Source organism: Cellulophaga sp. F20128 (genome assembly GCF_023015805.1).
GTDB lineage: Bacteria > Bacteroidota > Bacteroidia > Flavobacteriales > Flavobacteriaceae > Cellulophaga.
Genome location: NZ_JALKBA010000002.1, coordinates 411,415 through 425,051, shown reverse-complemented (window position 1 = coordinate 425,051; position 13,637 = coordinate 411,415). Strand labels below are relative to the sequence as shown.

Below are 13,637 nucleotides of genomic sequence, written 5' to 3'. Positions count from 1 at the left end.
ACGACTGTAGTGAACAGTCGTTTTAGAATCTATATTATTTCAAGTCACCTTTAATATACAGGCTACCCCCATTTCTCTAATAAGCCAAAATCATTTTTTTTTAAAACAATATAGCACTATAGCCTGATGCCTGTCAATTTTTATACACTCTTAATTCTAAACATTACCAGGATACGCAAAAAAACTATTACCCTAGAAATCTTAAAATTACAGTTTTATGGTCAAGGAACTATTTTTTCATTAGAATATTTTCTGAATTACCAACAGTTTTTACTTCTAGTTTTAAACTAGCATCTTCCTTAGCCGAAAATTTACAATCAATTTTTAACTTATGCGAACCCGATGCCATATTTAATTTCTGAGGATCTACAGTTATACTTTTAATCTTGTGCCAAGTTTCATCGTATAGTATAACTTCATTACCTCCAGTATATTTTAAATACTGTTTTGGTGCTAAACTGATATTAAAAACAATTTTTTTATAGTTATCTATTTCCATACTGATATTAGAAATTGTGCTATTTTTTGTTGTTAGAATAAACTGCAATGGCTGTTCTACATTTTTATTTTCCAATTCAAATTCTGTCCAAACAGGTTCTCCTGGTTGCCTAATTTTCAATTGATGTTCAAACCTACTTACATCATAGGGGATTAAATTCCAGCTATCATCAGAAACGGTCTGCAAAGTATATTCATTATTTATATCCTCCATTTTCTTCTTCTGTTCCACAGAAAATGAATTTGAGGTTCTTGCTCTTTCCCATTGTTTAATTTTTTCCAAAATCTCATCGCCAAATCCATTCTCCGCAATGAGCTTTGGTGAGGTTACCAAGGCGTATCCGGCATCAAAACCTGCACTCCTGGCTAACATCCATTCTATATCTTCTAAACTGGTGGTAGCCCGCATGCTAAACCAACCCAACATACTAGGTATAAAATTTCTCCTAAAATAATCTTGATTGAGCAACCTATAAGCAGTTTGACTTTCTCTAAAACCGGCGTACCATGGTTCTCCCCAGTTCATACGGGTAAACATATGCCAGAAATAATGACCAGGTTTACTAGCATCCATTATATAATCATTCTTTATTTCTGGGGCTAAATTTTGATACCAACTGTCTACAAATAATAACTCTCCATAGGCACCCATTCCAGTAGAATAATTACCTTCAAGACCGTCAAATGAGATCTGTTTGGTGCCGGTTTTATTATAAAAATCAGCAAGTGTAGCAGACATTTCTTTTCCAAGTTCTGCACTTGTTAAGAATGTTTTATAACCGTGATCTGCTAATTTAGAAATCATAGTATTTTTTTTATGAACTGCTGGTTGAGTACCAAAAGCACCTCGTTCACAGTTTTTCAAGATCCACGGAGCAGTTTCCGAAACTGATTCATACCGCACTAATTCGTCCCCTAACATTGCTGTATGAAGACTATTATTTTTCATTTGGTTAAAAAATACAGGATCATTAATCTCAATGTTTTTAGCTAAAGCATCAATATCGTTCACCAAGCTACTAGCACCTACTTTGGCTAATCGCTTGTCTGGAACAGGGGTAACATAGGCATCATTGGTTGTTATAAAATTCGACAGTGTATGTACTCCAAGTTTTATCCCCTCTTTTTCCGCCTTAAGCACACACGCCTTAAAGCTCTCCCAATTATCAGGAAATGCATCGTCATACAAATCAAATTGGCCCCAATTTTTAAAGGGACCTGATTGGTACAAATATTTTAACCCTGCCTTTTTTGTTAAGGCAATGGCTTCGTCAATAGATTCCATTCCAAAATTCTGAATTAGATAAGCAGAAGATGCTAGTTTTGAACGTTTTGCCCATTCCCCATTTAATGTTGGATGCGGCAACCCTTCTGCCAGTTCAATTTTTTCTATGGTATTTAACACCTCTTCTGGCGCACAACCAAAAAGTGCTATTTTAGAACCTATGATGCCGAGATCTTTATAAATTGGTGCCACATAACTTTGGTGATTCATAGTCTTAACAATGCGCTCTTTACTTCTATTTCTAGTATAGGCTTGTATGGAACTGCCGTAATCCTTAGGTAAAGCTGTATGCCCACGGTATAAGATTTGCAAAGAATCAGAAACATCAACCAAACTTGTAGTACCAAATATATTATAGGAAGGGGTACCATCATCACCATCTTCTAAGGGGTAGCCGCCTAAAGTTCGCAAATTTAAAGCTTGTATCCCTATGGAGAATTCCGAATTCCGAACAACCCCAATAGTTTCTCCAACAGTTTGATGGATGGTAGTTTTAAAGGGGCCCCAAAGTACCAGTTCTATCTCGGCTTCCTTGGTTATAGCAATTAGCTCAAAAGTGAGGTAATTTTCTTTTTCCACCACTTGCAACTGGGCTTCTACCATATTTTTAGGATATTCTAGAACCAGAGTTTTCCCGTCTTCGTTGGCCTTTATGGTCTGCGGATATTCTAATTTTCCGTTTACTTTTATGGCTAAAATTGTATTTGGAACCGTATCCTTAAATAAATAATTTGTCTTAGATTTTTGGTCTTCAAGTTCAACAATTGCTCCTTTGCCGTTCATTCCTATCATTAAATCACCAGCCGTGAATACCATTCCATTATCACTGGAACAAGACACAAACAAAGTAGCAACAAGAGCAATTTGTAAAATTATAGTTTTCATAAATTGATTTTATTAAGTTTAATTTGGTCATCCATTGTTATTCATTTTAGGCATTATTTAAAGTCCAGGACTTTTACTTCTCCAGGGCCCAAACTTATTTTTAAATCGCTCCCATAGGCAAGCGTTTTATTGTTGAATTCCTCGGATACACCAAGGGGCGATGATAAGGTATAGTCTTGCTTTCCTGGGATGAGTCCAAACGCCCTATCTAAGGTTACCGTATATGATTTGATCTCTTGGGATGGGTTGTGAAAGGAAATATAGCCACTGTCTTTGGTCCAGCCAGTATAACCGTAAACCTCAGCTGAGGTAGGATTGCCTCCGTGCATTCTAGCTCTTTTGAAATTTGGAAAAGCGGAATTTACCCATTTTAATCCTTCGGCCAAAACGTCCCAATCACTGGAAGACAGTTGTTTTGTTTTTATATAAATCTCTACAAAACCGGTTCCTCTAGAAAGGTTCATCCAAAGGTATTCTGCAAATGCCTCTGGGCTTTCACCCGTTTTTACTTTTTTAGGTTCGTGGTTAAATACGGAATGGATTGGGAATTGGGTGTTTTCCATTTGCCAAGTATCGTAATATACACCATCTCTATACACCAACTCTTGGGTTCTATTGCTGCCGCCTGCAGCATCACCTGCATTTATCATCCATACAGCATCTATGTACATAAGCCACCAAGGACTTAAATAGGCACCGTTAGAAATCACGACATAAACATTAGGATTTACCTCATGTTGTTTTTTAAAAAGTTGCATTAAACGTTCTGTACCTGCCACCAAATAATAGGTTTTGAGCTCATCAAATTTTGGATCGTTTAAAATAGGATCTGAAGGCGCTATGGAATCTGTTCCCAATTGCGGCATAGTTGGTATGCCATAACGGTCGCCATGCAATTCAAATTCACGGGTGTTTAAATGACCAAATACCCCGTCTAATTTAAAATAAGACACTCCATTTTTGGTTAATTCAACAATGCGATCTTCTAACAACTGCATATATTTAGGACCAGCCATAGACATCCATTTCCCCATGGTTTCAAACCCTTGTGCCTTATATTTCTGGGCTGCCGGCTGTGCACCAAATAGCAAGCCCGGGCTCATCCATAATCCCAACTTAGAATTTGCTTTTTGCACATTGGTAGTACTACTCATAAAATTGGAATCGAACTTATGATTTACCTTCCAGGCTTTGTCGGACCAGTCTGCATTAACATCCTGCCAACCATCATCAATTACATAGGCACTAAGTGGCTTTACGCCTCTTTCTTCGACTAATTTTTGGTTTATTTCTGAGACACTTTCGGCAAACTTATCTTGGTCTACACTACTGTAGAAATCGAACCAACTATTGTATTGTACCTGTAAGCGCAACGGCCTTATTCGTACAGCATCTATATAATCATAAAAGCTATCCTTTATAAAATTTGGATCATCAGCAACCCCTAATACTGCCTTATGCGATGTGTATAACTCCCCCTCTTTTATTTCCTTACCCCACAAATAACCACAATAACCAATTCCGTTATTTACAAAATTATCAGCCGCTGGAAACTCTACTCCTAAAAAAACAGCAGATTTTGAAGTATATAGCGGTTGCCCCAAGCCTGGTCGCCACTTGGCCACCCCTTGGGCCGTAATTTGTTTAATTTGATACGGCTGGTAAATATCTTCTAGAGAGAACACTTCTATATCTATGCGTTCCAATGCAATTGGCGTGCTGCTTTTTATTTTTAAATATTTGCGAATATAAAAATCTCCGGGTTCCAATTCATAATGAACCTCAACGTCTAATCCATGGGTTTTGTTGGTTAACAAAAAGCCCAGTTCGCCTTCTTCTTCTTTGATAATTTTTACGAAATCGAAATCTTTAGAGGTCAATTCAATATCTGTTCCTTGGGTATGTGTACCTTTAGAAATACGCAGTTTAAACTCTTGACTAGTAGCTGGAATTAATTTTTTATGTGCAATTTTATTCTCTATTTGCGTGGTAAAAAGTTGATTGCCTTCAATTGTTATGGTTCTGGAAACAGTATCATTTTCCAAAACAAACGTTTGATCTGTAGTACAGCTTATCACCATTAAAACTGAAAAAAGGACTGCTATTCTAATAATTTTTCTCATTCACTTTGATTTATTTATACTTTGTTAATTTATTAATATTTATATTTTTATAAAATATTTTTGTACTTCAACACCCTTTCCACTGGGCCTACTAATTCTACTGATGGGTTAAAAAATTTCCTATTCAACCTCCTAGCTTTTTTTACTATTACTTAAAAACCTTTAAGGTGCCATTATTTTCACCGGCCAATACCATAACTCCGTTATTAGTGGCTATTTTCTTTAACGATTTTATGTTTCCAGGCACAAAAAAGCCACTTTCCCAACCTGGAACCGATTCAAACGTACCCGACTTATTTCCCTTTAACAGCAAGCCTGTACCTGCATCTGCCCTACTGGTCTCTACTTCTACCTCAAACTTATTCCCTGCCACTAATAAATCATTATAACCATCCCCATCAAAATCATGGCATACAATTCCGTTTATAGGGGCGTATTGCGCCTCTAACGGCAGGGGTTGCACTTTAAACTTACCCTTACCCATATTTTTTAAGATGAGTGAACGAAACTCTTGCACCTGGAGATGTAAAGCCTTTTGCAATGGAGATGCCCCATAAATATCTGTTAGACTCGCTTGTGCAAAACTGTTAAAAGAAGGAAATTTATCTTTGATAAATGGCAATTGTTGGGCAGAACACATTTTACCACGTACCGGAAAAAGTTCATTATCAATATCTTTTGCCAAAACAATATCTACAGTACCCTTAGCATTAAAGTCGTCCCCATAAATATGAAATGGCTTTTTAGGGTTGGCTTTAAATTTGTAATTAAGTCCTAAATTCCCAAGAATATAATCCATACGTCCATCGCCATCAATATCTGCGGGGGTGATTACATTCCACCAACCTGAAGTCTCTGTAAATCCATATTGGGCCGTACTATTTATAAAAGTTCCATTTACATTCTCTAAAAAAGTAATGGGCATCCATTCTCCTACAACTAATAAATCATCATCTCCATCTTCATCAAAATCGCTTACTTGTACATCTGTAACCATCCCCAAATTCCCTACAGCTTCCAATGCCTGGCTAGAAACATTTGTAAAACTCCCATTGCCCATATTTTGCAACAGATATGAGTTGGCTGCAAAAGGATATTGTCCTTTTTCCACTTGTCCACCAACAAAAATATCCAAATCTCCATCGCTATCATAGTCCACAGCGGCTATACTAGAACCATAATTTTGTATGGATGGCACACCATTTTCTGACTTTCTAAATCCCCCTTTACCATCGTTTAGGTATAGGCGATCTTGTAATGCCTTATCCCCTTTGTCCATTTCATAACTACCGCTCACTATATATAAGTCGACAAATTTATCCCCATTGGCATCAAAAAAAAGAGCGGCTGTATCTTCACTCTTTTTGTCTTTTTCAAAATCTAGCTGTGGCAATAATTTAAAACTACCATCATATTGTTGCAAGTAAATTGCTCCAGTAAACCAAGCGGCACCCCCAATAAAAAAATCTTCTAATCCATCATTATTTACATCTGCAACGGCCATACACGGGCCTTCATTGGTTAATTTATGTGGTAATAAAAGTTGATCTTTAAAGTCGTCATAATCTATATCTGTATGTACATAACTAGGAGACACCAAATCATAGGTTTCCTTTAAAACTGTAGTGTTATCAGCTTTTGTAATTGGCATATGCATTGCATTTTTATAGGATAGCACAATTCTTTGATTGGTTTTTACTTTCGACAACCGCTGTGTTTTTCCGTCTGGCCAATACACGATAAGCTCATCTATCTTTTTTGTCTTCCCCAATCCAAAATTTAATATAGGTTCAGAGGCCGAAAAGTAACCTCTTGTAGCCTGTACTTCTTTCAGCTGAATTTTATTACCAACCACCGTTTTTACTTTTGTTCCATAGCCCATGTTATTTTTTACGGGTCCGTTAAAGGCTATCTTTAAAAAATGATTTTCTTTATTAGCCGCTAAATTTTGCAATAGGTAGGCATTGTTATTTACATTATTGCAAACCAAGTCTAAATCCCCATCATTATCAAAATCTGCATAGGCAGAACCATTTGAAAATGATGGTGCACCTACATTGTTGGTACTGATATCCTCAAAAGTAAGGTTGCCTTTATTTCTGAACAAATAGTTAGATAATTTAACCGATGGGTAGCGTTCTCTTGCTGCTTTTAGTTCTGCAGCACCAGGAATGAAGTTCTTGTCCTCTTTCAATTTTTGCACGGCTTTTTTTTCTTCAATTCTGGCGTCCATATTGGTTACATCTCTAAGAATCCCATTAGTTACATGGATATCATTAAAGCCATCCAAATCAAAATCTGCCATTAAGCAAGACCAACTCCAATCTGTATTTTCTATACCTGAAAAATAGCTCAAGTCTTTAAATAGCGGCTGATTGTCTTTAAAAATGCCGTTGTTAATTTGCAACACATTATGCATATACTGCCAATGATAACCAGAGGCTACCATATTGTACATCACCTCCCTTGGCATCATACTCATAGAAGTTTTAGAGCGCTTATAATCTTCTGGCAACATATCTAACACCAATAAATCTTGATGCCCATCATTATTAATATCTGCCACGTCTGCCCCCATACTGTAATTGGAAGTATGCTGAAACAGTTGCTGGGCCTTATTACTAAATGTACCATCACCATTATTCATATAGAGAAAATCGGGTCCAGAAAAATCATTGGCAACAAAAATATCTGAAAAACCATCTTCATTAAAATCGGTTACCGCTACGGTTAGTCCAAAAAATATATCAGCCACTATGCCAGAGGCGGCAGAAACATCGGTAAAGGTATTGTTGCCATTATTTCTATACAGCTTGTCTGCACCTCCATATTTTTTAAACGCTGGGTTTGCATATACTTTATCTAAATTGAAAACTTCATTGGCTAAATTAAAGGCTACTGGCGTATTAACAATGTATACATCCAAATCACCGTCATTATCGTAATCAAAAAAACTAGATTGAATAGAATGACTCTCTGATTCTGCCAAACCATAATCTGCTGCCGATTCTGTAAAGCTAAGATCCCCATTATTAATATATAATAGGTTATTTTGAGGTTGATCAGTTTCCGGGCCAGAGCGACACACATACAAGTCCATATACCCATCATCATTAATATCTACGGTAGTTACTCCTGTATAGAACCCACCGTCACCTTGTACGTTAGCCACAGCTGTGATATCTTCAAACTGGAAATTCCCCTTATTCAAAAACAATTTATTAGCACCTCTATTTGAGGTAAAGTAGATATCTGGCAATTGGTCATTATTAAAATCGGCCGTAGCTACCCCTCCACCCATATACATATGCATAAAAGTGTAGTAATTAAAGGCTGGAGTTTCCTCTATAACATTGTTAAAATAGAGTTGAGAATGTTCTGCATTTATTGCCTTAAAAAGCTGGGACTGATCCTGCGCTTCCGCTTGAAAACAGAAAAATAGTAAAAAGAAAATAATACCAACAAACTTTTTTTGACGCATAAGAATCAGTTTATTTTGATCAGTTTTAGTCTTCCATTATTTACAGCTACCACCAAAGCTTTTTGGTCACCATAATTTATAAGTTTTAATTCCTTTACGTCTTCTGGAAGGTTTAATCCGCTATCTCCCATAGGAACAGCCTCAAAATTAAAGCCTTTCTTACCTTTTAAAAGCAACCCTAAACTAGCATCGTTCCTAGTAGTTTCTATTTCAGAACCATATAAATTTCCAGCAATAATAATATCCTTAATACCATCCTTGTCTACATCGTAAATTACAGCACTATTAATATTTGATATTTGTGCCAAATCTGGTAAGGCTCTAATGGTAAAGTCCCCATTACCTTTATTTTCAATACTAACACTTTCAAAAGTTTTTACCTCATACTGTAGGGCTTTCTCCAAGGAAGCTTCCGTATAAACCTCCGTTAGGCTAGAGGAGGCAAACTCATTATAGGTGCCAAATTTTTCCTTGATGCTAGGAATCTGCTGTGAAGAGCAAGATCTTCCCCTTAAAGGATATTGAGTGCCATAATTATAATAGCTTAATACGATATCATTGTGTCCATTATTATCAAAATCTCCATAATGCACTCCAAAAGGCTCGCTTGCTGAGGCTTTGTATTTATAATTGACGCCTAAATTACCCAATACATAATCATCATCTCCATCTCCATCCATATCTTCCTTGGCTATGCTAAACCACCAACCAGTAGTATCTTGCAAGCCTAATTTTTGAGTGCTATTAACAAAAGCCCCATTCCTGTTTTCTAATACCGTTATGGGCATCCACATACCAGTAACCACTAAATCCAAATCTTGGTCTCCATCAAAATCTGTCCATACAGCATCTGTAACCATTCCTAATTTACCTAAGAGTTGTTCTTCAGTTTTTTCAAACTTCAATTCCCCAGTTTCTACCAATTGGTTTGTTAACAAATAACTTTGGGCAGGCTCGGGATAATGTCCAGGAACCTGACGCCCACCAACAAACAAATCTAGATCTCCATCTTGATCGTAATCGGCTACTTTTACCCTTGAACCACTTGCCTTTATAACGGGCAAGGCGGTATTAGCCAACACAAATTTTCCCTCTCCGTTATTGAGATACATTCTATCTTGGTAATTGTCTGCCTCAAGGGAAAATTCATTGCCTCCAGAAACCACATATAAATCTTGATCCCCGTCATTATCTGCATCAAAAAAAACGGCTCCCATATCTTCCCTTTCTAGGTCTGGGGAAAGACTCAGATAGCTCCCCTGGAAAGTGCCATCCTCTTGTTGTTTAAATATTTTCCCAAGGCCTTCATTGGGGGCACCAATATAAAAATCATCCAATCCGTTAGCATCTACATCGCCAATAGCCACACCAGAACCCAAAGTAGACATTCTATGCGGCAGCAAAACTTCTCTACCGTAATCATCAAAACGATTTTCTTTGTGTATAAAATCTATAGCAGCCGCATTGGTAACCTCTTGGAAATTTGGAATTTTCTCGTTAGGAACTTTGGTTGCTTGCTTTTTCACCTTATCATAGTCAACAACAATTGTCCTATTTCCTTTGATGTTATTTAGCAACGTAGTTGTTCCATTAGCCCAACTTATGTGTAAGCTATCCACTTTTAAATTAGTTCCAAGGCCAAAATGCACCAGATCTTCACTACTGGAATTTATTCCACGTGCATTAGTAAGCTCTGATATTTGCAATCCATTTTTATGATATAAACTTACTTTTGTACCAAAGAAACTTTGTTCTTTTTTAGCCTTTAAAAATTTTATTCGAAGGTAATTGTTATTGCTATTTTCATTGGTATTATTCTTATAGATATAAGCAACCTCATCAATATTATTAACGATCAAATCTAAATCTCCATCATTGTCTAAATCTCCATAAGCAGCTCCTGTAGAAAATGTTTCTTGGGAAAGCCCCCATTGATCTGTAACCTTATTGAATTTAAGCCCGTTGGTATTGTGAAACATATAATTTTTAATCTTATCTGACGGAAAGAAAGCCAATAGTTTCTCTAGGTTTAGGTACTGCCAAGCATCAAATGATTTATCATTCTTGGTATTGTATTTTTTATCAATTTCCCCAACATATTGGTCTAATTGTTTTAAGGCGTCCGTATTGCCAATCTCATGTCTTATACCATTGGTTACAAAGAGATCTAAACGACCATCGTTATCAAAATCTGCCAAAAGTGGGGACCAACTCCAATCTGTACTAGAAACTCCTGCCATTTGTGCAATTTCACTAAATTTAAGCTCCCCATTTTGGGTGACCCCATTATTTAATTGAAGAGTATTAAACATATATTGGTAATGCCCACCACGACTAACATTCTCCCAAAACTCTGCCGGATTCATAGAACTCATATTACTTTTAAGTCTGTAATTATCCTCTGCTACCATATCTAAAACCACAAAATCTAACCAGCCGTCATTATTAATATCGCCAACATCTGACCCCATACTAAAGTAAGAGGTGTGTTGTACATTGTCATAAATTTTATTAGTAAAAGTGCCATCCTTATTATTGATATAGAAAAAATCTGGCCCTATATAATCGTTGGCTACATAAATATCTTGCCAACCATCATTGTTATAATCAGCGATACTAGAACTTAGCCCGTATCCAAAATTACTAAGTCCACCATTGGTTGCAGATTGCCGAAAACCATCAGCCGTATTTTCTAGTAATCTGTAATTCTGCCTAGGTTCAATTTTTGGTTCATTTGTGGCTGGTGCAAGAAAGGATGAATTTTTAGGTTGGTTTATCAAAAATACATCAAAGTCACCATCCCTATCATAATCAAAAAAATTAGCTTCTGTAGTTCTATTACTATCATTGAGATTGTAGGCCGCAGCCGCCTCGGTAAATGTTAGATCCCCATTGTTGATATAAAGTTCATTCTCTCTTAACTCAGGATTTGAATCATAAAGGCTTTTGCACACATAAATATCCTTAAAACCATCATTATTAATATCTACAATACTTACATGGGTAGACCAGCCTTTCTTATCTAGTATACCGGCCTCTTGGGTAATATCCTCAAACTGCAAGTCACCTTTGTTTAGGTACAATTTATCACCAACCTGGTTTCCTGTAAAGTAAAGATCTAACAACCCATCATTATTAAGATCACCAACAGCAACGCCACCTCCTTTATAAAAACCTTTGTATACAAAAATATTGTTTTCTGCTGTTTGGGTTAGGGTATTATTGAAATATACTTTGGTTTGTTCGGGACTTAATAAGGTAAATACCTCCTTATCTTTAGAATCCTCTTTTAATTGTGAAAAACCACTTAAAGTGAAAGTCAATAGACAGAGCAAATAGATACTTTGCCCCCTTAGCCTTGTTGTCATATTTACAACACAAACCTTGAATGTATTCTTTGCTTTTTCTGATTGGTTACATGTGAATGTCATCATACAATTTTAAATTATGTCTAATTTACAGAATTAAAAAAAGAGACTGTTTATGGCAGTCTCTTTTAAACTAAATAAACTCTAACAAACTCTATTTCAACATTGTTTAAACTATTCTAATGGATCAAAAGTTCCACCTGGCCAACCTGCAGTTTGCTCAAGGTTTACATTTTTATTTAAGTCCCCTTGAGGAATGTCATAGAAATAATATTGGTCCAAATAATTGATTGGATCACCATCTACAAGAACACTACCAAAACGCTCCAAACTTCTTAGGTTGGTTTCAAAATACGTATTGTACTCCGTGGGATCATCTAGATTGATACTACCATCCAAAACACCCACTTCTAAGGCTTTTCTGTCATCTAGTACTAAAGCTGTACCATCTAATGCATCAAAGGCGGCTGTCTTCCGAATTTCATACCCAAATCTATGGGTACCATTAAGTACTGTTGCATACATTCTTCGTCTTCTTAAATCTTGTGATCTTTTACCTTCAAAAACCAACTCCAATCTTCTTTCAAGCAGTATAGCATCTCTTAACTGGTCTTGAGTCATAGCTGCAGTTAACCCATATAGATTATCTACTCCAGGATCTATCCCTGCTCTATCCCTAATTTTTGTTAAGGCATCATAGGCAACAGGAAAATTAGAAATCTCATTGGCTGCTTCTGCTAAATTTAACAACACCTCTGCAAATCTAATTTCAATCCAATCAGTTGGTGAGCTCAAACTAGCTGCACCACCTTCTATAGTGCCATCAATTGCTTTCCTACAGTTAAAACTAGTTGCAGTAATTCTAGAATCCGATTCACCGTTTACAGCACTCAACTGAAAAGTCCATTCTAAATCACTGGTACGGTTGGGCGCTGGGTTATTCAAAGGCCAAATAGAACCATTCCAAGCTATAGTTGCTTCAAACCTAGGATCCCTGTTTAACCAAAGTGCGGTATCATCATAGGTATACGTACTTGTAACATCATCAATAGCCTTACCATCTTTCATGGGGAAAGCATCTACCAATCCTTTAGTAGGTTTATCAAAAGATTCTCCATTGGTTCCAGTTATAAAAGGGCGGCAACCTGCGTCGCGATTGTGTGATTGGTCTAAAGTATAATTTCTAACCATTATAGCCTCTATATTAGACCCACCTTCTTCAAACCATAATCCAGCATAATCAGGATGCAATCCTTTTCCCTGAGATTCCAAATAGGTTAAAGCTGCATTGTTTGCATCATAGGCAGCTTGCCAACGGTTGGCACTTTGTGTAGGATCAAATTGCTCACTAGCATAATGAAGTAATATTCTACCTTTCATAGCCATAGCAGCACCTTTGGTAATTCTTCCGTAATCCGAATCATCATAAGAATCTGGTAATGCGGCTATTGCTGCATCCATATCCAATAAAATTTGTGTCATACATTCTGAAGTTTTATTTCTAGGAACTTTTAAAGCTTCAACATCAGATTGATCTTTGGCTTCCAACACTATAGGAACTCCACCATAAGTTGAAACCAATCTAAAATAAAGGTATGCTCTAAAAAAGAGAGCTTGCCCTTTCAATATATCCTGATCTTCAACCGAAATAGTTCCAGAACCAACATCTCTTAATAAGATATTAATATCTTTAATTGTGGTGTAACTACCCCCATACATACCTTGCGATCCTGCTCCTACTTCACCATACATTAGTGCGTCTGCACCCTGAGCATCATCTGTAGCCCTAGAAGCGTTTACATTCCATCCTGGTAGTGCTCGTGTGTATATATTATTTACAAACCCCTCAGCAAGATGCGGATCACTCCAAATGACATCTGAACTAATTGCTCCTAAATCGGTTTTGTCTAATGCATCTTCAGTACATTGGATAAAAACCAAAGAACAACACAGTATCAAAACTTTATTTATATTTTTTATTTTCATCATATTATTTT

Annotated in this window: 5 protein-coding genes; all 5 read right to left on the bottom strand. The window is 36.6% G+C overall.

The window, feature by feature from the left end:
- Window positions 1-229: 229 nt before the first annotated feature.
- Complete coding sequence (locus MWU65_RS03905) at window positions 230-2,668, bottom strand: hypothetical protein (RefSeq protein ID WP_247075860.1); 2,439 nt, start codon at window positions 2,666-2,668, stop codon at window positions 230-232.
- A 53-nt stretch (window positions 2,669-2,721) separates the two neighbouring features.
- Window positions 2,722-4,791 carry a hypothetical protein gene (locus MWU65_RS03900; RefSeq protein ID WP_247075859.1) on the bottom strand — a complete coding sequence of 690 codons (2,070 nt, stop codon included), beginning with the start codon at window positions 4,789-4,791 and terminating at the stop codon, window positions 2,722-2,724.
- 148 nt (window positions 4,792-4,939) lie between these two features.
- The gene (locus MWU65_RS03895; RefSeq protein ID WP_247075858.1) at window positions 4,940-8,272 is read right to left on the bottom strand and encodes a VCBS repeat-containing protein; all 3,333 of its coding nucleotides are present in this window, start codon (window positions 8,270-8,272) and stop codon (window positions 4,940-4,942) included.
- Window positions 8,273-8,277: 5 nt separating this feature from the next.
- Complete coding sequence (locus MWU65_RS03890) at window positions 8,278-11,706, bottom strand: VCBS repeat-containing protein (RefSeq protein ID WP_247075857.1); 3,429 nt, start codon at window positions 11,704-11,706, stop codon at window positions 8,278-8,280.
- A gap of 108 nt (window positions 11,707-11,814) precedes the next feature.
- On the bottom strand, window positions 11,815-13,629 hold the full coding sequence (locus MWU65_RS03885; RefSeq protein WP_247075856.1) for a RagB/SusD family nutrient uptake outer membrane protein: 1,815 nt from the start codon (window positions 13,627-13,629) through the stop codon (window positions 11,815-11,817).
- Between the last annotated feature and the right edge of the window lie 8 nt (window positions 13,630-13,637).

What these genes read in the sequence shown, in the direction of transcription:
- MWU65_RS03890 (WP_247075857.1), bottom strand. Translation starts at nt 11,706, where the DNA reads ATGATGACATTCACATGTAACCAATCAGAAAAAGCAAAGAATACATTC.
- MWU65_RS03895 (WP_247075858.1), bottom strand. Translation starts at nt 8,272, where the DNA reads ATGCGTCAAAAAAAGTTTGTTGGTATTATTTTCTTTTTACTATTTTTC.
- MWU65_RS03905 (WP_247075860.1), bottom strand. Translation starts at nt 2,668, where the DNA reads ATGAAAACTATAATTTTACAAATTGCTCTTGTTGCTACTTTGTTTGTG.
- MWU65_RS03885 (WP_247075856.1), bottom strand. Translation starts at nt 13,629, where the DNA reads ATGATGAAAATAAAAAATATAAATAAAGTTTTGATACTGTGTTGTTCT.
- MWU65_RS03900 (WP_247075859.1), bottom strand. Translation starts at nt 4,791, where the DNA reads ATGAGAAAAATTATTAGAATAGCAGTCCTTTTTTCAGTTTTAATGGTG.